Source organism: Sphingomonas sp. Leaf25, from assembly GCF_001421635.1.
Lineage (GTDB): Bacteria > Pseudomonadota > Alphaproteobacteria > Sphingomonadales > Sphingomonadaceae > Sphingomonas.
The window spans coordinates 279834-302546 of the sequence record NZ_LMKU01000012.1 but is presented as its reverse complement, the minus strand read 5'-3'; the positions used below and the strand labels follow the sequence as shown (position 1 = coordinate 302546).

Below are 22713 nucleotides of genomic sequence, written 5' to 3'. Positions count from 1 at the left end.
GCGAGCCGGTCGGGCCGGCTCGCCACGCACCTTGCTCCCGATGCTTCCGGGCCAGCTTACACTCGCAGGTAGAGCAACCGGGGATCGTCAAGCATGCTTGCGGGCGTCGGCATGATCCAGTCGGCGCCGCGTTCGGGATAAGGCCCGTAGAACAGATCGCCCAGCGCCCGGCGATAATGCGCGTTCATCCAGCGGCGGCGGCGATGCTCGGGCGCGTCGTGGATCATGTGGCAGCGTTGGCACAGCGCGGCCAGCTTCTCGAACCGGCTGTCGCTGGGATCATGGGTCAGGTGGGCGCAGGCCAGTACCACCGACGTCCATCGCCCGGCATGGAGGATGTCCTCGGTCGGACGGCGCACCCGCCGCCCCTCCCCGTTGCGCCAGTAGCGCCGGTCGGCATCCCACCATCGGCCGTCGCCCATGTGGAACACCCGTTGCAGGTGCCGCCGGCCGCAATGTTCGCAGCAACCCTTCGCGCGCACGAACCTCACGAAATGCGAGATATGTCGCCAATCGATCGGATAGAGATAGGTGTGCTCGGGACGGATCGGCATCGCTGGCCGCACTATGCGGCAGGGCGGAGTCGGATGGCAAGACACGGTTCGTTCTTTGTGCCGCTGGCGGCAGAATCATGCGGCATGGCCCGACCTTGCGCCGGAACGGTCCAGGCCATAGGCTGGCGTCGTTGGATATGCCGATGGCGGGGGAAATGATGCGCGCGGCTTTGGCCCTTTGTCTGTTGACGTCGCTGCTTGCCGGCTGTGACAAGTTCGATTCGTCCCGGTCTGTGCCGGACAACACTGCGACGACCGAAGCCGAAGTGCTTCGCCGTAGCACGGGGAACGAACGGGTGCGGGTCTGGCGCGACCCCGAAACCGGCTGCCAATATCTGGCGTTGGGCCGGCGGCGGACCGGCAGCCTGACCCCCAGATTGAAGGCAGATGGTCGTCCGATGTGCGGTAGCTGACCCTGGTTTCGTCGTCCCCTTCCGCTTTCGCCTACCGCCGCGTCTGGTACAGTACCGGCCATTCGCCGGGTGTCGTCCCGGCGCAACGGTCCTGCCAGCGAAAGGCGGATACGCGGAAGGCCGTACCGTCGAAGGTCCATTCGGTCGCGCTGCCGCAATCGGCCATGCCCCGGCCTTTCGAAACCTCGACGAAGGTTCGGGTCGCCGGATCATAATCGCCCTCGACATATTCGCCGGCGCTGGCCGCGTCGGTCGGACGCGCGGCGGGCGGGTCGGGCAGCGTCAGCAGCGTCGCCGCCGCCGGCCGGTCGCGCGGGGTGCGGAACAGGAGAACCGACGTCTGATAGGCGAACCGGCCACAGCCGAGGACGACAATCGCCTCCGTCCGCGTGAGCGGATAGGCCGCGTCGTCGTCCGACGACCGATCGCATTCATGCGCGGCGATGATGGTGGCCTGTCCGCGCCGGACAGCCCGCGCCAGACGCTGCGCATCGGCCAGTGCCGGCGCGGGTGGACCGACCCGGATACGCGGCGGCAGCATCGGCGGCGGTGTCAGGTCGGCCGGGCCGGAACCGGGGCGGACCAGTGCGCTGGCGTTACCCACCCGCCCCTGCGCCTCGTCCATCGCCAGCAGAACGGCGGCCAGCCCGCGCAGGCTGATCTGCGCCGGTCCGGCGCGGGCCAGCATCAGTGCGGGCGCATCGACGATCGCGCGGACGAACCGCCGGGCCGGCTCCCCGGTCAGCGAGGCGTCCTGTCGATCGCCGCCGATCCGCCACGGCAGGTCCCGCGGCAGCGGCCGTGTGCCGATATGGATGCTTGTCGGATCGATCCGATGCTCGGCCTGCAACCGGACCGTGACGGCGCCGTTCGGTCCTGAATCGCGGGCGATGTCCATGCGGACCTCCGCATCGTCGCCCGCCACCGGCGCGGCGGCCGGGTCGCGCGCCGCCCGGGCCACGCAATTGCGCAGATTGTCGCATGCGAGCAGCCAGTCACCGATCTCACGGTAGACCGGCCGTGCGTCGGTGGCCGCCATCGCCGCCGGTCCCTGTAGGCACAACGCGAGCGGCAGCAGCAGGATCGATCGCGCGAGCCGGTCAGCCATGAAGCGCTCCCGGCAGCGCCAGCAACGGGACGAAGCCCAGCAGCGCCACGAGAAACGACCAATATTCCATCCTGATCCAGAACAGCCGGTGCGTCCGGGTCAGCACGACGCGCTCCCCGGTCGCGGGGTCGACCAGTTCGCGCGGCGGTGCCGCGTTCATTCGCCTGCCGACGATCCAGTTGACCGCCGCCGCCGAGAACAGGCCGATACTCACCGCGACGAACGCCCAGTCGGGATAGCCGATGGCGGTGAGCAGCAACTGTCCGATCGCACCCACCACGATCGTTACCGCCGCCACGATGACAATCGTCAGCGCGCCCCAGCCACTCCAGATGATGAACATCGGCTTCTCCCGTTGAGAATGTCTCCCGCCGCCATGGTCCCTCGCCGACGCAGGGTGATCGAGCGTCGCTTGGGAGAACCGGTACGGACGGATAAAATGCGTCGCCTATATGCGCGCTATACGGCTTTTGCCGGAATCGATCTCGAATTGCTACGCGGCATGCGCCTAATCGCAACGCCCTGAAGGTGCCCGTCACGGGACGGTGCCGTCTGCAAGGGGTGTCACGATGAACTTCCGTCCTGCGGCCATGGCCGTCGCATGCGCGACGTTGCCGATCGCCGCGCATGCGCAGTCGCTGCCGGCCGCGCCGCCGCCTGCGATCACCGTCAGCGGATCGGCGACCATCGCTTCCGATTACCGGTTTCGCGGCGTGTCGCAGTCGGACGGAGGCATGGCGGTGCAGGGCGGGATGACCGTCGCGCATGAAAGCGGGGCGTACATCGGCCTATGGGCCTCGAACCTTGCCGGATGGGGGACGTTCGGCGGCGCGAACATGGAACTGGACCTGATCGGCGGCTACAAGGCCAGGCTTGCCGACAATGCCGTGCTCGACGTCGGCCTCACCTGGTATCTGTATCCCGGCGGCGCGGACAAGACCGATTTCGCCGAACCCTATGTCAAGCTGACCGGCACCGCCGGCCCGGCTACGCTGACCGCCGGTGCCGCCTATGCGCCGCCCCAGCAGGCGATCGGCAAATGGTACGCCACCGGCGCCGATGCCGCCGCCGGTATCCATACGAACCCCGGCGCCAAGCACGACAATCTGTACCTGTGGGGCGACGGCGCGCTGGCGGTGGCGGGTACGCCGATCACGGCCAAGACGCATCTCGGCCATAGCCGGGGACAGGACGGCCTGGGTCCGAACGCCACCGCCGTCGCCCCGACCGGCGCCTATTGGGACTGGTCGCTGGGTGTCGATACGACATGGCGCAACCTGACGCTGGGCGTCGGCTATGTCGGCACCGACATTTCGTCCCGCGACGCCCGCTACCTCCGCCCCGGCTTCAGCCGGGGCCAGGACGGCACCGGCACCATCGCCGGCGATACGCTGCTGGTCGCGCTGACCGCTGCCTTCTGAACCCCGAAAGGACCGTATATGCAGGATCTGCTCTGGATCGCGATCATGGCCGGACTGGTGGCGCTGACGCTCGCCTATGTTCGCCTGTGCGACAACGCCTGAGGGAGCGCGCGATGACTCCCGACCTGTGGCTAGCGGCGATAACCGCGCTTGGCCTTCTCATCTATCTGGTGGCGGTCCTCCTCCGCCCCGAACGTTTCTGAAGGAGGCGAACCCGTGACCATTCAGGGATGGCTCCTGATCCTCGCCTTCGCCGGCGTCCTGCTGGCGTTGACGAAACCGGCCGGCCTGTGGCTCTTCGCGCTGTACGAAGGCCGCCGCACGCCGCTCCACCGCCTGCTCGGGCCGGTCGAGCGTGGCTTCTACCGGCTGTCGGGCATCGACCCGGCCGAGGAACAGGGCTGGCGGCGCTATGCCGTGCATATGCTGGCGTTCAACGCGCTGCTGACGTTCTTCACCTATGGCGTATTGCGGTTGCAGGGCGTGCTGCCGGGCAACCCGCAGCGGCTGGCCGGTGTCGGCGAGCATTTGTCGTTCAACACCGCGATCAGCTTCGTCGCCAATACCAACTGGCAGAGCTATGCCGGTGAGGGCACCATGTCGAACTTGTCCCAGATGCTGGGGCTGACCGTCCTCAATTTCCTGTCGTCGGCGACCGGCATCGCCCTTGCCTTCGCACTGTTCCGCGGCTTCGCCCGGACCCAGGCGAAGGCGATCGGCAATTTCTGGGCCGACATGACGCGGATCACGCTCTACCTGCTGCTGCCGGCCTGTGTCATGCTGACGCTCGTCTACATCGCCGGCGGCGTGCCGCAGACGCTGGCCGGCATCGTCGACGTCCAGACGCTGGAAGGCGCGCGCCAGTCGATCCTGCTGGGACCGGTCGCCAGCCAGGAAGCGATCAAGATGCTCGGCACCAACGGTGGCGGCTTCTTCAACGCCAACAGCGCGCATCCGTTCGAAAATCCGACCGCGCTGACCAATTTCGTGCAGATGCTGTCGATCTTCGTGCTGGGCGCGGGGCTGACGTGGACGTTCGGCAAGGCGGTCGGCAACACGCGCCAGGGCTGGGCGATCCTGTCGGCGATGATGATCCTGTTCCTTGTCGGCACCACCGTCACCTACTGGGCCGAGGCGGCGGGCAATCCGGTGCTGCACGGCATCGGTGTGGCGGGCGGTAACATGGAGGGTAAGGAGGTCCGCTTCGGCATCGCCGCCTCCGCGCTGTTCTCGGTCGTCACCACCGCCGCGTCGTGCGGCGCGGTCAACGCGATGCACGACAGCTTCACCGCGCTGGGCGGGCTGATCCCGCTGTTCAACATGCAGTTGGGCGAGGTCGTGATCGGCGGCGTGGGTGCCGGCATCTATGGCTTCCTGCTCTTCGCCATCCTCGCGGTGTTCGTCGCCGGGCTGATGGTCGGCCGCACCCCCGAATATGTCGGCAAGAAGATCGAGGCGCGCGAGGTGAAGCTGGCCGTACTCGCCATCGCCGTGCTGCCGCTCATGATCCTCGGCCTCACCGCACTGTCGTCGGTGCTGGAACAGGGGCTGGCCGGGCCGCTCAACAAGGGGCCGCACGGGTTCAGCGAGATCCTCTACGCCTTCACCAGCGCGGTCGCCAACAACGGGTCGGCCTTCGCCGGCCTCACCGCCAACACCCCCTATTACAACGGGCTGCTGGGGGTGGCGATATGGGTCGGCCGGTTCTTCATCATCGTGCCGATGCTGGCCGTCGCCGGCAGCCTCGCCGCCAAGAAATACACGCCCGAAAGCGCGGGGTCGTTCCCGACGACGGGCGGACTGTGGGTGGGGCTGCTGATCGGCATCATCCTGATCCTCGGCGGCCTCACCTTCCTGCCGGGCCTCGCGCTCGGTCCCATCGCCGATCATCTTGCGATGATCCGCGGCCAGTTGTCCTGACACGGGGGCCATGATGGCAAAGACCCAATCGAACAGCCTGTTCACCGCCGACCTCGTCCTGCCGGCCTGCCGGGCGGCGTTCGTCAAACTGAACCCGCGCGACCTCGTCCGCAATCCGGTGATGTTCGTCACCGCCGTGGTCGCCGCATTGATGACCGTCCTACTCGTGATCGGGCAGGACGACCTCACCACCGCGTTCAAGCTGCAACTCGTCGTCTGGCTGTGGCTGACGGTCCTCTTCGGCACCTTTGCCGAGGCGCTGGCCGAGGGGCGCGGCAAGGCGCAGGCCGCGTCGCTGCGCGCGACCAAGGCCGACCTGACCGCCAAGCGGCTGACCGGAGCCGGCCGCGCATGGGACGACGTCCCGGCCAGCCAGTTGCGCGTCGGCGACGTCGTGCTGGTCGAGACCGGCGACCTGATCCCGTCGGACGGCGAGGTCGTCTCCGGCGTCGCCTCGGTCAACGAGGCGGCGATCACCGGCGAGAGCGCGCCGGTGATCCGCGAGGCGGGCGGCGATCGTTCGGCGGTGACGGCGGGCACGCGCGTCATTTCCGACGAAATCCGCGTGAAGGTGACGGTGGAACCCGGCAAGGGGTTCCTCGACCGGATGATCGCGCTGGTCGAAGGGGCCGAGCGGCAGAAGACGCCGAACGAGATCGCGCTGACGCTGCTGCTGGTCGGGCTGACGATCATCTTCCTGATCGCGGTCGCCACTATTCCCGGCTTCGCGCGCTATGCCGGCGGCGGGATACCGGTGGCGATCCTTTCCGCGCTGCTCGTCACGCTGATCCCGACCACGATCGCCGCGCTGCTCTCCGCGATCGGCATCGCCGGCATGGACCGGCTCGTCCGCTTCAACGTGCTGGCCAAATCGGGCCGCGCGGTCGAGGCGGCGGGCGACATCGACGTGCTGCTGCTCGACAAGACCGGCACGATCACCATCGGCGACCGGCAGGCATCCGAATTCCGTAGCGTCGGCGGCACCGGCGACGCCGAACTGGCCGAGGCGGCGTTGACCGCCAGCCTTGCCGACGAAACCCCCGAGGGCCGGTCGATCGTGGCGCTGGCGCGGCAGCGGTTTCAGGTGACGACGACCGCGCTGCCCGAAGATGCCGAGGTGATCGCGTTCACCGCGCAGACCCGGATTTCGGGCGTGCGCATCGGCGGGTCGCTGATCCAGAAAGGCGCGGTCGATTCGATCCTGCGCGCCAATCCCGGCGCGGGGCAGACGGCGGCGGCGACCGAACTGCGCCGTATCACCGACGAGATTTCGCGCGCGGGCGGAACCCCGCTGGCGGTCGCGCGTGACGGACGGTTGCTGGGTGCGATCTTCCTGAAGGACGTGGTGAAGGCGGGCATCCGCGAACGCTTCGGCGAACTGCGCACCATGGGCATCCGCACGGTGATGATTACCGGTGACAACCCGCTCACCGCCGCCGCGATCGCCGCCGAGGCCGGGGTCGACGATTTCCTGGCGCAGGCCAGTCCCGAGGACAAGCTGGCGCTGATCCGCAAGGAACAGGAAGGGGGCAAGCTGGTCGCGATGTGCGGCGATGGCACCAACGACGCGCCTGCGCTGGCGCAGGCCGATGTCGGCGTGGCGATGAACACCGGCACGCAGGCCGCGCGCGAAGCGGGCAACATGGTCGACCTCGACAGCGATCCGACCAAGCTGATCGAGGTCGTCGGGCTCGGCAAGCAGTTGCTGATGACGCGCGGCGCGCTGACGACCTTCTCGGTCGCCAACGACGTGGCGAAATATTTCGCGATCATCCCGGCGATGTTCGTCGTCCTCTATCCGGGGCTGGGCGTGCTGAACGTCATGCGGCTGGGCTCGCCCGAAAGCGCGATCCTGTCGGCGATTATCTTCAATGCGGTCATCATCCCCTGCCTCGTGCCGCTCGCGCTGCGCGGCGTGACCTATCGCCCGATGGCGGCCGGCCCGCTGCTCGCCCGCAATCTCGCGATCTACGGTCTGGGCGGCCTGATCGCCCCGTTCATCGGCATCAAGCTGATCGACCTGTTGGTCAGCGGCCTTGGTCTCGCCTAAAGGAATATCGACATGGGCAAGGATTTCTCTTCCGCGCTGCGACCCGCGATCGTGATGACGATCCTGTTCGCGCTGCTTCTCGGGATCGCCTATCCGCTGGCGATGACCGGCATCGGCCAGATGCTGTTCCCGGCACAGGCCGGCGGCAGCCTCGTCCGCGACGCACGGGGCACGGTGATCGGATCGACCGTCGTCGGACAGGCATTCACGTCGGACCGCTATTTCCAGACACGGCCATCGGCGGCGGGCAAGGGCTATGACGCGCTCGCCTCGTCGGGATCGAACCTCGGCCCAGCTTCGCAGGCGCTGGCCGACCGGGTGAAGGCGGATGTCGCGACGCGGCGCGCCGAGGGCGTGGCAGGTCCCCTCCCCGCCGATCTCGTCACCGCCAGCGGCTCGGGGCTCGACCCCGACCTGTCCCCCGCCGCCGCGCTGGTGCAGGCACCGCGCATCGCCCGCGTCCGGGGCCTGCCGGTCGATCGGGTCCGCGCGCTGGTGGCGGCGACGACCGGGACGCCGGTGCTCGGCGACGCCCATGTCAACGTGCTGGCGCTCAATCGCGCGCTCGACGCCCTGCCCGGCGCGCGCCCACGCTGATGGCGCGTCCGGGTGACGGCCGCCCCGATCCCGACGCCCTCCTGCGCGCCGCCGCGCAGGAGGGTCGCGGCCGGCTGAAGGTCTTTCTGGGCGCCGCCCCCGGCGTCGGCAAGACCTTCGAGATGCTCTCGGAAGGGGCGGCCCGCCGCCGCGACGGCACCGACGTGGTCGTCGGCATCGTCGAGACGCACGGCCGGATCGAAACCGAGGCGCTGACCCGTGGTCATGAGATCGTGCCGCGTCGCCCGGTCGCCCATGAAGGGCGCAGCCTCGACGAGATGGATCTCGACGCGATCCTTGCCCGTGCGCCGCGCCTCGTCCTCGTCGACGAACTGGCGCACAGCAACGCGCCGGGCAGCCGCCATGCCAAGCGGCATCAGGATGTCGAGGAACTGCTGGCCGCCGGGATCGACGTCTATTCCACGGTCAACATCCAGCACGTCGAGAGCCTGAACGACGTCGTCGCCAGCTTCACCCGGGTCCGCGTCCGCGAAACCGTGCCCGATTTCGTGCTGGAAATGGCCGAGATCGAGGTCGTCGACATTCCTCCCGACGAGCTGATCGAGCGGCTGCGCGCGGGCAAGGTCTATCTGCCGCACGAAGCGACACGGGCCTTGTCGCACTTCTTCTCGAAATCGAACCTGTCGGCGCTGCGCGAACTGGCGCTGCGCCGCGCGGCGCAGGCGGTCGACGCGCGGATGCTTGACGACGTCCGCGCGCTGGGACTGGGCGGCACCTGGGCGGGCGGCGACCGGATCGTCGTCGCGATCAACGAACTGCCCGGTTCGGACACACTGGTGCGCGCCGCCAAACGGGTCGCCGACGGCCTGCGCGGACCGTGGACCGCGCTGTTCATCGAAACCCCGCGTACCGCGCATTTCTCCGACGTCGAACACCGGCGGATCGCGGCGGCGATGACCCTTGCCACCCAGCTCGGCGGGGCGGTGGCGACCGTGCCGGCGACCGATGTCGTGACCGGTATCCAGAGCTTCCTTGCCGACGCGCGTGCGACGCAACTGGTGATGGGCAAATCGCGGCGGTCGCGCTGGTTCGAACTGCTGCACGGATCGGTCGTCGATCGCGTGATCCGCGACACGCCCGGCGTCGCCGTCCATGTCCTGCCGGTGGTCGCCGATCCGGCGGCGCGCGGCCGGCGGCGGCCGGCACCATGGGGGACGCCCGCCGGCTATGTCGTCACGACCGCGATGGTCGCGGCGATCACCGCGGTGGCCAGCGCGCTGTTCCGCATCCTCGACCTCGGCAACGTCGCGCTGCTCTATCTCCTGCCGGTCATGGCGGCGGCCAGCCTGTATGGCCTGCGCACCGGCGTCTATGCCGGCATCGCCTCCAGCCTCGCCTATAATTTCTTCTTCCTGCCGCCGGTCGGCACGCTGAGCATCAGCAATCCCGAAAATCTGGTGTCGGTCGTCGTCCTGCTCGGCATCGCGGTCGCGACCAGCCAGTTGACGTCGCGCGTCCGGGCACAGGCCGATCTGGCGGCCGCCAGCGCGCGGACCAACGCGACGCTGGCCGGTTTCCTGCGCCAGATTACCAGCGTCAACGACATCGGCGTCGCCGCGCAGAGGATCTGCGACGATGTTCGCGGACTGCTCGACGTGCAGGCGATCCTGATGGTGCCGGGGGCCGACCGGACGCTCGAAATCCTTGGTGCGAGCGACCCCGGCTATCGCCTTGGCACCATGGACACCGCCGCCGCCGCATGGTCGCTCGACACCGGCACGGCGGCGGGCAAGGGATCGGGGACGCTGGCGGCGTCGGAATGGCTGTTCCGCCCGCTGAAGGCTGGCGGGCGGGTGCTGGGCGTCCTCGGCATCGCCAAGGAATCGGCCGCCGATCCGGTCCGGCCCGATCAGTTGCCGCTGCTCGGCAGCCTGCTCGACCAGTCGGCGCTCGTCCTCGAACGGCTGCGGCTGGAGGTCGAGATGCGCGATGTCGAGACGGTGCGGACGCGCGACCGGCTGCGCGCGGCGCTGCTGTCGTCGGTGAGCCACGATCTGCGCACGCCGTTGACGGCGGTGATCGCCGCCGCCGACCAGCTCGATCACGGCGCGACTCCCGAACTGATCGGCACGATCAAGGCCGAGGCCGCGCGGCTCAACCGTTTCGTCGCCAACCTGCTCGACATGGCGCGGGTCGAGGCCGGCGCGCTCCGGCTCAACATCCAGCCGGTCGACCTCGAGGAAGCCGTCAGCGGTGCCGCGCATGACGCGCGCCGCGCGCTGGACGGCCATCCGGTCCGGTTCGACGTGCCGCCCGACCTGCCGCTGGTCCGCGCCGATCCGCAGCTTCTGCACCATTGCCTGCTCAACCTGCTCGACAATGCCGGCCGCTATGGCGACAGCGGGACCGAGATCGTGATCGAGGGGCGGCACCGCTTCGGCGAGCTGCGCCTGCTGGTGTCCGATCGTGGCCCCGGACTGCCGCCCGGCCGCGAGGCGGAGGTGTTCGAGACGTTCCGCCGCCTCGAAGGGTCGGACCGCGCCGTCGGTGGAACCGGCCTTGGCCTCGCCATCGTCAAGGCATTCGCCGAGGCGATGGGCATGGCCGTCGAGGCCGCCAATCGCGACGACGGGACCGGTGCCGTCTTCGCGCTGATGTTCCCCGCCGCGCTGATCGTCCGCGATGCCGCACCCGAAGGACTTGTCTGATGCCTGCCAAGATCCTCGTGGTGGACGACGAAGCCGCGATCCGCCGCCTGCTGCGCAACACCCTCCTCCACGCCGGCTATCTGGTGATCGAGGCGGGGGACGGCCGGGCGGCGTTGCAGCAGGCGGCGGCGGAACATCCCGATGCGATCCTGCTCGACCTGGGGCTGCCCGACCGCGACGGGCTGAGCCTGATCCCGCTGTTGCGGCCGGCCGTGGTCCTCATCGTCTCCGCGCGCGACGCCGTGGACGAAAAAGTGACCGCGCTCGACCTTGGCGCCGATGATTTCGTGACCAAGCCGTTCGATACGCAGGAACTCCTCGCCCGGCTGCGCGTGGCGCTGCGCCATCGCCAATCGCCGGAAACGACGCCGAAGGTCGTCCGCTGCGGCGATGTGGGCATCGATCTCGACCGGCGAATCGTATCGCGCGGTGGCGGCGAACTGCATCTGACGCGCAAGGAATTCGACGTCCTCGCCGTCCTTGCGCGACATCTCGGCCGCGTCGTGACGCACGACCGCCTCCTCACCGCCGCATGGGGCGGCGACGAAGACCCACGGGTTGAATATCTGCGCATCGTCATCCGCAACCTGCGCCAAAAGCTCGAAACTCCGGGGCCGATGGGTAGCCTGATCGCCAACGAACTGGGCGTCGGCTATCGGCTTCGTCCCGATGCGTGACGAGCGACGGCCGGCGCCGTCCGGTCGGCTGTAGCCGCCAAACGACCCTGTATCATCGCTTGCTAATGATAATGGGTCGCAGTAATTGCGGTGCAGAGGGGTAGATGACCAACAGCAATCTTCACGCCGAACGAGGGGCACGGATGTCGGCCGGTCCGCGCAGGCGGCCGCGCAACTGGCGGGCGTGGTGGGCGAAGCAGATCATCGCATGGCACTGGATCAGCGCCGGCATCGCGCTGGCGGCGATGCTGTTGTTCGCCGTCACCGGCATCACGCTGAACCACGCGGGGTCGATCTCCGCCGAACCGGTCGTCGCCGAACGTAGCGCGACCCTGCCCGCCGGGCTGACGGCGTCGCTCGAACCCGCGGCGCGCGCGAAAGCGGTGCTGCCATCCGTCGTGGCCACCGCAGTCGAGCAGGCGGTGGGCCTGAACGTCACCGACCGCCCGGTCGAATGGTCCGATGGCGAAGCCTATGTCGCGCTGCCCCGGCCCGGCGGCGACGCATGGGTCAGCATCGACCGGGCCAGCGGCGCGATCCGTGCCGAGACGACCGATCGCGGCTGGATCAGCTACCTCAACGATCTGCACAAGGGCCGCAACGCCGGGACGGCATGGTTCTGGTTCATCGACGTCGTCGCCGTCGCGTGCGTGTTGTTCTCGATCACCGGGCTGCTGCTGCTGCAACTCCATGCGAAGCGGCGTCCGACTACCTGGCCACTGGTTGCGACCGGTATCGTCCTGCCGGTCGTGCTCGCGTTATTCCTGATCCATTGACGAAGGGGGCTTGCCCGATGCGTATCCTTTCCCTCGCGGTGCTGGGCGGTGCCACCGTCGCCGCCGCGCCCGCGCCGCCGACCGGCACGGTCAGCGTCACCATCCCGCGCCTGTCGGTCGCCGAATATCACCGCCCCTATGTCGCGATCTGGATCGAACCCGCCGGTGGCGGCGCGCCGCGCACGCTGGCGCTGTGGTATGATGTCCGCAAGACCGGGGCGGAACCGGGGACCAAATGGCTGGCCGATCTGCGGGCGTGGTGGCGCAAGGGCGGACGCAGCCTGCGCCTGCCCGCCGACGGGATCAGCGGGGCGACCCGCGCACCGGGCACCCACAGCATCCCGCTGCCGGCCGACCTTCGCCCCGGCCCCTATGTGCTGAACGTCGAGGCGGCGCGCGAAACCGGCGGCCGCGAACTGGTGCAGGTGCCGCTGACCATACCCGCCAAGGCGGCCCGCGCCAGCGGATCGCACGAACTGGGTGCCGTCACCATCGCCGCCCGCTGACCTCTTGACCAAGGAACCGCTGATGCCCCGTTTCGCCCGGCGCCTGCTCGCCGCCGCCGTTCTCCTGTCGATCCCCGCCGGCGTGTCCGCGCACCGCCTGTGGCTGCTGCCGTCGGGCACGGTGTTTTCGGGCACCGATAGCTGGGTCACAGTCGATTTCGCCGCGTCGAACGACCTGTTCTACGCCGATCACCAGCCCGGCCGCCTCGACGGGGTCAAGGTCTGGCAACCCGACGGCACCGCCGGACAGGTGCAGAACGGCGCGACCGGCCGCTATCGCTCGGTGTTCGACGTGAAGCTCGACAAGCCGGGTACGTGGAAGATCGGGACCGAGATGTCGGGGCTGATGGGCAGCTTCAAGGTGAACGGCGAGGAGAAGCGCGTCGGTGGACGCGGTGGCCCGCCGGGGCCGGACGGCGTGCGCCGCCCGCCGCTGACCGTCGCCGACATTCCCGCCAATGCAACCGACGTGACGCTGACCGAAACGAGCAACCGCAACGAGATTTTCGTGACGGCGGGCGAGCCGACCCGTGCCGTGCTGAAGCCCGTGGGCAAGGGGCTGGAGATCGATTACCTCACCCATCCCGACGAACTGGTCGCGGGCGAAACCGCGCGGTTCCGCTTCCTGATCGACGGCAGGCCCGCGCCGGGGCTGAAGGTCACGGTGGTGCCCGGCGGCAAACGCTATCGCAATGCTGAGGGTGCGCGCGAACTCACCACCGGGGCGGACGGGGTGCTGGCTCTCGATTGGCCGCAAGCGGGCATGTACTGGCTGAACGCCACCCATGACGATGCGAAGCCCACCGCCCCGCGCGCCACGGCACGGCGGATGGGCTATGTCACCACGCTGGAGGTGATGACGCCCTGACCCCGCTCCCGCGCATCGCGTTGCCGGTGATGCCCGACGCGGCGATGCTGGCGACGCATGATCCCTCCGCACCGGTGGCGACGCTGGCCGGACGGACGATGGGCACCGGCTGGAGCGTACGCTGCGCCATGCCGGCGGAAGCCGATCCGGCGGCGATACGACGCGCGATCGACGTTCGTCTCGACGACCTCGTCGGACAAATGAGCCATTGGGACGGCACGTCGACGCTGTGCCGCTTCAACACGTCGCCCGCCGGAACCATCGTCCGCCTACCGGACGATTTCGCGGCGGTGATCGACCTGTCGCTGCGGATCGCCCATGCGAGCGGCGGCGCGTTCGATCCGGCGATCGGGCATCTCGTCGACCTGTGGGGGTTCGGCCCGCCGGGGCCGCAACCCTCGCCCGGCGAAGCGGCCATCGCGGCAGCGCGCGCCGGTTCGGGCTGGCGGCGGTTGCGATGGGATGCCGCCGGGCGACGCCTGCGCCAACCCGGCGGACTGGCGCTCGACCTGTCGGGTGTCGCCAAGGGGCATGCGGTGGATGCCGTCGCCGATTGTCTCGCCGGCCATGGCATCTTCCATTGTCTCGTCGAGATCGGCGGCGAACTGGTCGGGCGTGGCCTGCGCCCCGATGGCGACCCATGGTGGGTCGACCTCGAAGACCCGCCCGGTATCGCCCTGCCCCCGATCCGGATCGCGCTGCACCAGTGCGCGGTGGCGACCTCGGGCGACTATCGGCGCGGGCGGCACTCGATCGATCCGCGCAGCGGCCATCCTGCCGCCAACGGCGTGGCGGCGGTGAGCGTCATCGCCGCCACCGCCGCGCTCGCCGATGCGCTGGCGACCGCGATCACCATCGCATGGCCCGATGACCGGCTGATCGCGGCGATGCGCATTGCCGCCCGGATCGTGGTGCGCGACGGGTACGATCTGCGCGAAATCCTTACCCCCGCATTCGCGGCGATGCTGGCGTAGCGGATCGTCGCGTCATCGCGCCGGGCGGGTCGCGAGCAACGTCGCCAGCGTGACCGGGGCAAAACCATGAACGTCGACGCCGACGTCGAACTGGCGCAGCAACGGCTTCAGCCGGCCATGGCTGTGCCCGTGAAGATTGATCGCGCGCTTGTGCTGCCCGTGCCAGCTTCGGAACGGATAATGGCACAGGACCAGCGCGTGGCCGTCGACCGCAATCTCGGCATAGTCGCGGACGCTGGCCCAGCCGGTAGCGACGGCGGTCGCATCGGGATCGTTGTTGCCGCGGAGCAGGTGTTTGGAGCCGTGCAGCCGGGCGAGCAGTCCGGGGAGGTCGGCCGGACGGCGGGTGACGTCGCCCAGATGCCACACGCTATCGTCGGGCGCGACGACGGCGTTCCACCGTTCGATCAGGCACGCATCCATTGCGGCGACGCTGTCGAACGGGCGGCGCTGGATATTGATCGTCCGGTGATCGCCGAAATGGGTGTCGGCGGTGAAGAAGACCGTCATGTCCAGTAGAGGACGCGCGCCGCCGGCAGCGCGGCCGCGATCCGTTCCTCGAAGAAGCCGCGCAACGACCGCATCGTCGCCGGATCATAGACCTGTTTCTCGGTGCCGAACTTCGTGGTTTTGGTGGTGCGACCGGTCATCGTCATGTCGAGCGCCGAGCCGGGATACCAGCTTTCCTGCACCGCCTTCGATCCGGCGTTGAAGCGATGGGTGATGAGCTCGACGGTCAGGTCGAGATCGGAGATTCCGCCAAGCGCGGCGGCGGCATCGTCGATCAGCGCGCCATAGGCCTCGCGCCAGCCCGGCATGGCGAGGATCGGCGCGATCGTGAGCCCGATCGGGTATCCCGCCAACGCCATCCGCCGCAGCCCGGCAAGCCGCGCCGCGACCGGCGAGGTGCCGCCCTCGAACCGGGCGAAGGCGTGCGGGTTGATCGACGCCCGCATCCGGGTACGGCCGCCGTGGTCGATAGCCAGCAGCGGGGCGACATCGGCGAACTTGGTGGTGAAGCGCAGTTGCACCGGCGCCTGCCACCGGCCGAACCACGCGATCGTCGCCGACAGCGAACCGGTGATCGGCTCCAGCGCCAGCGGATCGGTGTAGCAGGATGCCTCGAACGTGGTGCCTTCGTGCGCACGATGCCGATCGCGCGAGGTGATCGTCCCCTGCCCGACATGATCCGGCAGGACGGCCAGTATCTCTTCGAGATTGGCATAGACGCGGGTGATCGGCGGCCCCTTCAACGATCCGGCGAGATAGCAATAGCCGCAATGCGCCGGGCATCCTTCGGCAAGGTCGACCCGCCAGTCGGCACTCGGCGCGATTGGTTGCAGCCGGCGTTTCGACGGCGGCGCGACGACGACCGCGAGCGTCGATTTGGCGGCGGCATAGGCACGGCGGGGGTCGTCGGGCAGGTCGAGCGAGAGGCGGTCGCCCGGCAATTCGACGATCTCGATCCCGCCGATCGCCGCCGCCCGTTCGGCAATGGCGCGACCATGGGCGAATGCCCGTGCCGCGCGGGTGAGGAGGAGGCGGCGTGGCCGCCATCCGGTGCGGGAATCACTTGCGGGTTCGGGGACGATGGGCATCGACGGTGAACGATCGGCGCTCCGGGATGGTCCGGCCGCCCGGTTCGGCTTCGATCGAAATCTGGCCCGACGCCATACCGGCGTAATGATCCGGCGCTATGCGCCACCGCGCGATGCAGGGCGACGGACGATCGGGAATGGACGGGCGGGGACGATGGTGCCGCTGATCGCGCTGCTGGTGGGGATCGCAGCGCCCGACGATCCGGTCATCGTCGTCGACCTGCCGCGCGGGCCGGCGGGACCGGGGTTACGGGCGATCGCGCGCAGCGCCGACCAGCCGCTGGTCGCGCGGCCGCAGGATCTGGCGGGGCGCACCGGCCCGCCGTTGAAAGGGCGGATGGCGTTGTCGCGGGCGCTGGCGCGGTGGTGCGGCGCGGCGCGGCTCGATTGCCGGCGCGAGGCGCATGGTATCGTCGTCCGCGCCGCCGCCGTGCCACCGCCACAGCGGTTGCGATTGGCGGCAGCTCCATCCGGTCCCGGCGATGTTCCGGTCGTGGCCGACATCGTCGTCACCGGGCGGCGGGGCGTCACCGCACGGCCGGCACAGGATCGCAGCTATTCCGCGACGCATATCGATGCCGATTCGTTTGCCCAGCGGCAACCCGACAGTCTGGCCGAAGTGCTGGCGACGGTGCCTGGGCTGTGGGTCGATCCATCGGCCGGCACCGCCGCCAATACCGTCCGGGTGCGTGGCCTGCCACTCGACGGGTATCAGGCGCTGGCGGTGCAGGAGGACGGATTGCCGGTGCAGCACGACACGCTGCCGTGGAGCGACATCGACCAGTTCGTCCGCCCCGACCTGATGATCGACAGCGCCGATCATGTGCGCGGCGGGCCGTCGGCCATCTTCGCGAGCAACGCGCCGGGGGGCATCCTGAACCTTCGTACCCGTGCGCCAACGGCCGGTGGCGGCGGCGCGGCACGGGTGACGGTCAACGATAGCGGGCTGCTGCGGCTGGAGGGCTATCGCAACGCCGGGATCGGCCGTTGGTCGGTGATCGCGGGCGGCGGTGTGTCGCGCGATCCGGGGGTCCGGCGGATCGCGACGACGCTGGGCGGATGGCAGGCGCGGCTTCGCGCCGACCGCCCGATCGGCAGCGACGGCCGGCTGACGCTGGCGGTACGGCTGCTCAACGACGACACGCTGAACGTCTCGTCGCTCCCGCTGCGCCGCATCGGGACGAAGGTGACGCCGTTGCCGGGGTTCGATCCACGGCGCGATTCATGGTTCGGCCCCGATCTGGCGCGGGTCGATTTCGCGGCGACGGGGGTGCGTCCGGTCGCGCGCAACAATCGCAATCGACTGGTCGCGGCGACGGCGACGATGGTGCTGCCGGTAGGCGACTGGCGCGTCACGTGGCGCGGGCGACAGCGCCTGTCGCGGACCAACCGCTATGCGCTGTCGACCTCGGGCGTGCCGCAAAGCGCGCGGGCCGTGCTCGATGCCGCCGTGCCACGGCTTGCGGCCACCTTTCCGGCGCTGGCCGGCGTCGCGCTGCGCCGGACGGTCGACGGCAGTCCGTTCGCGGCGCTGCCCGGCAATGATCTGGTCGAGACGATCAACCCCGTCGCCGCCGATGTCCGCCTGCGCGAAACGATCGGCGAGATGACCGCCACCCGCACCATCGATCTCGCCGGGCGGCATGACCTGACGTTCGGCAGCTACGGCGTCGCCTATCGCTGGCGGTTTGCGCGGGCGGTGGCGCGGGCATTGGTCGAGGCGCGGGGCCAGGGGCGGCTGCTCGATCTGGTGGCGATCGACGGCGACGGGCGGACGATCGGCAGTCTGACCGACCACGGCATGCTCAGCCGCGGCAGCACCTATGAGGCGATCGACGCGCGGCAGCGGACGGCAGCGCTGTTCGCCGCCGACGAATGGAACCTGACGCCGCACCTGCGCCTCGACACCGGGCTGCGTCACGAATGGCTGACGATGAACGCCACGATCGCGCAGCCCGTCCGGATCGATGGGGGCGATCCCGCGACGATCGCCGACGATGCGCTGGTCGTACCATCTGGGCAGACCCGGCCGGCCCGTGCGCGGGTCGCCGGGGGGAGCGCGACGGCGGCGCTGCACTGGCGCGCGACCCCTGCGATCGGCCTGTTCGCGCGGGCGACGCGGGCGACGCGGATGCCCGACCCCGGCGTGTTCCGCAGCGCCGATGCCGACCCCCGCCGCACGACGCAGGTCGGCCAGCAGGAACTGGGCCTGTTGTGGCGGACCACGGGGGTGTCGGTCGATGCGACGCTGTTCGCCAGCCGCTTCGCCCGGATCGCGATCGACACGCTGGTCGTCCATCCGCACAGCGGCGCGATCGTCCCCGACCGGACCGGGGCACGGGCGCGGACGATCGGCGTGGAGATCGATGCGCACTGGCGGGTGGCACCGTCGATCGGGATAGATTTGGCGGCGACGCTGCAGGACCCACGACTGATCGACTATCGCGTCGACGAACAGATCGACGGCACGGTCGTCCGTACCGATCTGAGCGGGCGGACCCCGCGTCGGGTGCCCTATGCGATGGCCCGCATCGGACTGGTCGGCGACGTGCCGGGCGTGCCGATCACCCTCGACCTCGATGCGACGGCGATGGGGCGGCGCTATGCCGACGATGCCAACACCTTGCCGCTGCCGCCGTTCGCGCTGATCGACATCGGCGCGCGCTGGCGGTTGCGGGACGAACTGACGCTGCGACTGCGCGCGACCAACCTGTTCGATGCGATCGCGGTGATGCAGGGCGATGCGATCGGCGGTGAGGTCCGCGCCCCCGCCGGTGAAATTTTCGTCGGCCGTGCCCAGCAGGGCCGCATCGTCGAGGCGGCGATCAACTGGCGGTTCTGAGCCGCCGGCGGTAGCGGGCGAGTTCGCGCGCGGCGCGGCGCAGGTCGGCGCGAAACGCCGCCTCGCCATGGTCGCGGGCGACGATCGCGGCGGCGGCGAGGTATCCGCCTTCGACCGCGCTCCACGAATGCGATCCGCAGATCCAGCGGCTCGCGCCATAGCTGCGCCCGCGGGCGAGGATCGGCTGCGCGCGGTCGGGCAACAGCTCCGCCATTACCAGCGCGAAGGCCCAGCCGTGCGCGGTATGGCCGGACGGATAGTCGCCGTTCGCCGCCAGCGCCGCCGTCCGTGGTTCGCAGATCGGCGCGGCGCTTGCCACGAACGGCCGACGCGACTGCCAATATGCCTTGGCCTGGCCGATCGCCGCCGACCGGTCGCTGCCGAACCGGTCGAGCAGCCGCCGCGTCGCGGGCAGCCGCGTCAGATCGAGCCGAAATCCGATCGCGTCGGCAAAACGCTCGGGCAGGTCCGACGACACGTCGGCCGCCGCCAGCCGCCAGCGCGGATCGTCAGGCACACCGCGTTCGGTCGCGAAGATTCGCGCATCGGCATCGGCCCGCGCGCTGCCGGCCAGGGGCGGCCCGGGCAGGATCGCGGTCAGGTCCGGGCGTTGCGCCGGCGTGAGGTAGCCGGGCTGAACCGCCGCGATGGCGAGTAGATAAACGAACATCGATCCAACCTGCTGCTGTCTGTATGAACGGTAGAGTATCGTTCCTGTCGATCGGGGACATTCCTGTTAGATTACGTTCTTGGTAGCGGTGGCTTATATCCGGTAACAAAACTGCAATAACTGTCACAAAACTTTTACAAATTTCTTTGTCCCCACCCGAACCGGTCGATGTTCTTCCCGGTCAATCGTTCGATGCCGGACGATACCGGGGTTTGATTGGGGAATTTTCATGCAGAACAATAGCTGGCGGTGGATGGCATCCACCGCGCTGATCCTGTGCGCGCAACCGGCGCTGGCGCAGGTCGCGCCGGGCGATACGACCGACACGGGTGCCGCCGACGAGATCGTCGTCAGCGGCTATCGCACCGGGCTGGCGCAGGCGCGCGATATGAAGCGTCGCGCGACCGGCATTCAGGATTCGATCGCCGCGACCGACATCGCCGCTTTCCCCGATCTGAACCTCGCCGAAGCGCTGCAACGCCTGCCCGGCGTCGCGATCAACCGCGAGGCGGGCGAAGGACGCCGGATCAGCCTGCGCGGCCTCGGCCCCGATTTCGCGCGGGTGCAACTGAACGGCATGGAAGTGCTGGGCAACGTCGATTCGCCGCAGGACAGCCGGGGACAGACGACCCGCGACCGCGCGTTCGATTTCAACCTGTTCGCCGCCGAACTGTTCAGCCGGGTCGACGTCCGCAAATCCTATGCCGCCGACCAGACCGAGGGCGGGCTCGCCGGAACCGTCGGGCTGTTCAGCGCGCGACCGTTCGACAACAAGGGCTTTCGCGCGGCCATCGGCGGACAGATCGGCACCAACAGCCTGACCCGCGACGTGCAGCCGCGCTTCACCGCGCTGGTGTCGCAGAACTGGGGCGATGTCGGCATCCTGCTGTCGGGGGCGTACAGCCGGCGCCAGACGCGCGAGGAAGGATTCGACACCTATCGCTGGCGGCTGAACAACGCCGCCGGCAGCAACATCGCCAAATTATCGGCCGAGGATCAGGCGGCGGTGCGATCGGGCACGCTGCGGTTCGCGCGGGGCAATCGCCTGTCGGTATGGGACAGCACGCAGGAGCGGATCGGCCTGACCGGATCGATCCAGTGGAAGCCGATGCCGAACGCTACGGTGACGCTCGACGGTCTGTACGGCCGGTTCAGCGGCGACCGGTTCGAAACCCATCTGGCCTCGCGCGGTGGTGGCGGTTCGACGTGGCTGGGCGGCGGCGGCACCTTTGCCGGCGTCACCTATCCCAACGCCACCATCAACGCGCTCCAGTATAACGACCAGCGCGAGGTCGTGTACCTCGACGTCAGCGGCGCGAACACCGCGACCGAGACGCGGCGGCAGGACACGAAGAACGTGTTCAGGCAACTGGTGCTGAGCGGCGACGCCGAAGTGGCACCGGGCGTCCGGCTGACCGCGCTGGGCGGTGTCGAGCGGTCGCGCTTCTCGATCCCCCTCAGCGACAAATTCTACCTCGAAACCTATGGCGACGTAGTGTCCGACTATCGCGGCGGCACCTATTCGCTGGTCAACACCTACAAATACGACACCGCCGATGCCAAGCGCTGGCACGCGCGCAACATCAACATCGGCGCCAGCTATCAGGATTCGGCGTTCGACAATGCCAAGGGTTCGCTTGGCTGGGACGTGATGCCCGGCGGCACGATCAGCGTCGGCGGCGAATGGCGCCGGTTCGGCAACGGCGGCTATGGTCAGGGCGTCGACAATGTGCTGCTGCCGCAATTCCGGTCGGGCGCGGTCAGCTCGAACATCGCCGCCTATGCCCGCACCTATCGCGACTATCCCGGACAGGACTGGACCGTCGTCGATTATGCCAAGGCATTGCAGGCGCTGGGCGTCAACCGCGCCGATTATCTCGGCACGCGCCAGAACGTCTTCACTGTCGAGGAACGCACCGGCGCGGGCTTCGTGCAATATGACTGGGACCAGATGCTCGGCGCGCTGCCGTTCCGCGGCAATGCCGGGTTCCGCTATTACCGTACCGACGTGATCTCGTCGGGTGTCGCCAATGTCGGACAGGTGACAGTGCGCGGCGACTATGACGGCGTGTTGCCGGCGATGAACCTCGTCGTCGAACCGGCACGCGGGCTGATCGTCCGGGCCGCCGCCGCACGCAACATCAACCGGCCGGGCCTCGGATCGCTGGCGGTGAACGGCAGCGTGGCGCGCGACAATGGCGAAGTGACGGTATCGATCGGCAATCCGAACCTGCGGCCCTATCGCTCGACCGACCTCGACCTGTCAATCGAACGCTATTTCGGCAAGGTCGGCTATGTCGCCGCCGCGCTGTTCCACAAGAAGCTCGACGGGTTCATCACCAACCGGACGATCAACAACGTCGCCTTCGGCACCACCGGCCTGCCGACCAGCCTGCTGCCCGGATTGACCGACACGACCAACGTCGCCTCGTTCAGCCGGCCGGTGAACATCGGCAAGACCGACATCACCGGTCTGGAACTGTCGGGGCAGAGCGACTTCACGTTCCTGCCCGCGCCGTTCGATCATCTGGGCACGGTGCTGAACCTGACGCTGATCGATTCCAAGTTCGACTATGCGACGATCATCCCCGGCAGCACGCGGACGACGCTGGAGGGATTGAGTCGGGTCAACGCCAATGCGACACTCTATTATCAGGACGATCGTTTCAACGCGCGCGTCTCGGGCAATTATCGCAGCCCCTATGTCTTCAGCGCGTCGCCAGTGTTCAGCACGTTGGGCAAGGATCAGGACATCACCGGCTATGAGAGCACCTTCTATGTCGATTTCTCGGCGCGCTATACCATCGTGCCGGGAATGCAGTTGACGCTCGACGGCATCAACCTGACCGATCAGCGCGAACGGCAATATTCGGACTCGATGAAGCGCCTGTACGTGTCGACCCATTCCGGTGCGACCGTCCTCGGCGGGGTGCGCGTCACCTTCTGAATACCCGGGCGGGGCCGCTGCGGCGGTCCCGCCCGATTGTCGTTGCCCGCGTGCCGCCACGCGATAAAGGACCGGCGTGCCGCCACCTGTGCCCCCACGATGTCCCCGATCCCGGTGCCGCCC

20 protein-coding genes are annotated in these 22713 nt (G+C 68.9%); 14 read left to right on the top strand and 6 right to left on the bottom strand.

Annotated features, from left to right (window positions below; genetic code table 11):
* Nucleotides 1-56: 56 nt before the first annotated feature.
* Nucleotides 57-554, bottom strand: coding sequence for a hypothetical protein (locus ASE78_RS06060; protein WP_055756029.1), 498 nt, complete (start codon nt 552-554; stop codon nt 57-59).
* Nucleotides 555-691: 137 nt separating this feature from the next.
* Between ASE78_RS06060 and ASE78_RS18585 the strand changes: the two genes are divergently transcribed.
* Nucleotides 692-967: a DUF6440 family protein gene (locus tag ASE78_RS18585; protein WP_268795702.1), complete on the top strand. Its 276-nt coding sequence runs from the start codon at nt 692-694 to the stop codon at nt 965-967.
* 31 nt (nt 968-998) lie between these two features.
* Here ASE78_RS18585 and ASE78_RS06055 read toward each other — a convergent pair whose 3' ends face one another.
* Together ASE78_RS06055 and ASE78_RS06050 are read right to left on the bottom strand one after the other, a co-directional pair.
* Nucleotides 999-2075 (bottom strand): DUF1176 domain-containing protein, encoded by a 1077-nt coding sequence (locus ASE78_RS06055; protein WP_056494533.1) that lies wholly within the window; start codon nt 2073-2075, stop codon nt 999-1001.
* Nucleotides 2068-2418: a hypothetical protein gene (locus ASE78_RS06050; RefSeq protein ID WP_056494530.1), complete on the bottom strand. Its 351-nt coding sequence runs from the start codon at nt 2416-2418 to the stop codon at nt 2068-2070. The genes ASE78_RS06055 and ASE78_RS06050 overlap by 8 nt, the downstream gene beginning before the upstream one ends.
* 226 nt (nt 2419-2644) lie before the next feature.
* Here ASE78_RS06050 and ASE78_RS06045 point away from each other — a divergent pair, with 226 nt between their 5' ends.
* From ASE78_RS06045 to ASE78_RS05995, 11 genes are all read left to right on the top strand, one after another.
* Nucleotides 2645-3496 (top strand): TorF family putative porin, encoded by an 852-nt coding sequence (locus ASE78_RS06045; protein WP_056494527.1) that lies wholly within the window; start codon nt 2645-2647, stop codon nt 3494-3496.
* Between the two features lie 113 nt (nt 3497-3609).
* A complete protein-coding gene (gene kdpF, locus ASE78_RS06040; protein ID WP_056494518.1) occupies nt 3610-3699 on the top strand; it encodes a K(+)-transporting ATPase subunit F in 90 nt (29 codons plus the stop codon).
* A 13-nt stretch (nt 3700-3712) separates the two neighbouring features.
* The gene (kdpA, locus tag ASE78_RS06035; protein WP_056494515.1) at nt 3713-5416 is read left to right on the top strand and encodes a potassium-transporting ATPase subunit KdpA; all 1704 of its coding nucleotides are present in this window, start codon (nt 3713-3715) and stop codon (nt 5414-5416) included.
* Nucleotides 5417-5429: 13 nt separating this feature from the next.
* Nucleotides 5430-7466: a potassium-transporting ATPase subunit KdpB gene (gene kdpB / locus ASE78_RS06030; protein WP_056495263.1), complete on the top strand. Its 2037-nt coding sequence runs from the start codon at nt 5430-5432 to the stop codon at nt 7464-7466.
* Nucleotides 7467-7478: 12 nt separating this feature from the next.
* Nucleotides 7479-8063, top strand: coding sequence for a potassium-transporting ATPase subunit KdpC (kdpC, locus tag ASE78_RS06025; protein ID WP_056494512.1), 585 nt, complete (start codon nt 7479-7481; stop codon nt 8061-8063).
* Entirely contained in the window at nt 8063-10732 is a 2670-nt protein-coding gene (locus ASE78_RS06020) for a sensor histidine kinase (protein ID WP_056494508.1), read from the top strand. Before kdpC ends, ASE78_RS06020 begins: the two co-directional genes overlap by 1 nt.
* Nucleotides 10732-11409: a response regulator transcription factor gene (locus ASE78_RS06015; protein WP_056494507.1), complete on the top strand. Its 678-nt coding sequence runs from the start codon at nt 10732-10734 to the stop codon at nt 11407-11409. The genes ASE78_RS06020 and ASE78_RS06015 overlap by 1 nt, the downstream gene beginning before the upstream one ends.
* A gap of 104 nt (nt 11410-11513) precedes the next feature.
* A complete protein-coding gene (locus tag ASE78_RS06010; RefSeq protein WP_414886775.1) occupies nt 11514-12185 on the top strand; it encodes a PepSY-associated TM helix domain-containing protein in 672 nt (223 codons plus the stop codon).
* A gap of 17 nt (nt 12186-12202) precedes the next feature.
* A complete protein-coding gene (locus ASE78_RS06005) occupies nt 12203-12691 on the top strand; it encodes a DUF2271 domain-containing protein (RefSeq protein ID WP_056494504.1) in 489 nt (162 codons plus the stop codon).
* 22 nt (nt 12692-12713) lie between these two features.
* Nucleotides 12714-13559, top strand: a complete 846-nt coding sequence (locus ASE78_RS06000; protein ID WP_056495257.1) for a DUF4198 domain-containing protein — start codon at nt 12714-12716, stop codon at nt 13557-13559.
* A gap of 29 nt (nt 13560-13588) precedes the next feature.
* Nucleotides 13589-14533 carry an FAD:protein FMN transferase gene (locus ASE78_RS05995; RefSeq protein WP_321163086.1) on the top strand — a complete coding sequence of 315 codons (945 nt, stop codon included), beginning with the start codon at nt 13589-13591 and terminating at the stop codon, nt 14531-14533.
* A 12-nt stretch (nt 14534-14545) separates the two neighbouring features.
* Here the strand turns inward: ASE78_RS05995 and ASE78_RS05990 are convergent, their stop codons facing one another.
* Both ASE78_RS05990 and ASE78_RS05985 read right to left on the bottom strand, forming a co-directional pair.
* Nucleotides 14546-15043: a metallophosphoesterase family protein gene (locus tag ASE78_RS05990; RefSeq protein ID WP_056494501.1), complete on the bottom strand. Its 498-nt coding sequence runs from the start codon at nt 15041-15043 to the stop codon at nt 14546-14548.
* A complete protein-coding gene (locus ASE78_RS05985) occupies nt 15040-16131 on the bottom strand; it encodes an SPL family radical SAM protein (protein ID WP_056494498.1) in 1092 nt (363 codons plus the stop codon). Before ASE78_RS05985 ends, ASE78_RS05990 begins: the two co-directional genes overlap by 4 nt.
* Before the next feature lie 85 nt (nt 16132-16216).
* On the opposite strand from ASE78_RS05985, the gene ASE78_RS05980 reads away from it, so the two are divergent.
* Complete coding sequence (locus tag ASE78_RS05980; protein WP_056494495.1) at nt 16217-18973, top strand: TonB-dependent receptor; 2757 nt, start codon at nt 16217-16219, stop codon at nt 18971-18973.
* Here the strand turns inward: ASE78_RS05980 and ASE78_RS05975 are convergent.
* Entirely contained in the window at nt 18957-19643 is a 687-nt protein-coding gene (locus ASE78_RS05975) for an acid phosphatase (protein ID WP_056494490.1), read from the bottom strand. The genes ASE78_RS05980 and ASE78_RS05975 overlap by 17 nt on opposite strands.
* A gap of 229 nt (nt 19644-19872) precedes the next feature.
* Between ASE78_RS05975 and ASE78_RS05970 the strand changes: the two genes are divergently transcribed.
* Nucleotides 19873-22590, top strand: a complete 2718-nt coding sequence (locus ASE78_RS05970) for a TonB-dependent receptor (RefSeq protein WP_056494487.1) — start codon at nt 19873-19875, stop codon at nt 22588-22590.
* Nucleotides 22591-22713 lie beyond the last annotated feature (123 nt).